Source organism: Leclercia tamurae, from assembly GCF_025566055.1.
In the GTDB taxonomy this organism is placed as follows: Bacteria; Pseudomonadota; Gammaproteobacteria; order Enterobacterales; family Enterobacteriaceae; genus Enterobacter; species Enterobacter tamurae.
In genome coordinates this window covers 1-254 of record NZ_JAMHKS010000012.1, presented here as the reverse complement: position 1 = coordinate 254, position 254 = coordinate 1, and the positions used below count along the sequence as shown (strand labels likewise).

The 254-nt window shown below is 52.0% G+C and carries 1 rRNA gene; it reads left to right on the top strand.

From position 1 onward, the window contains the following. Nucleotides 1-101, top strand: a 23S ribosomal RNA gene (locus tag M8318_RS00050); the annotation flags it as partial. Nucleotides 102-254: the final 153 nt, after the last annotated feature.

The following is a 254-nucleotide window of genomic DNA, read 5'->3' as shown; positions in this document are numbered from 1 at the left end:
TCCTGAAGGAACGTTGAAGACGACGACGTTGATAGGTCGGGTGTGTAAGCGCAGCGATGCGTTGAGCTAACCGATACTAATGAACCGTGAGGCTTAACCTTACAACGCCGAAGCTGTTTCGGCGGACTTGAAAGACGATTTTCAGCTGATACAGATTACATCACGTTGCCACAGGGCAGGGTGATAAACAGAATTTGCCTGGCGGCTGTAGCGCGGTGGTCCCACCTGACCCCATGCCGAACTCAGAAGTGAAA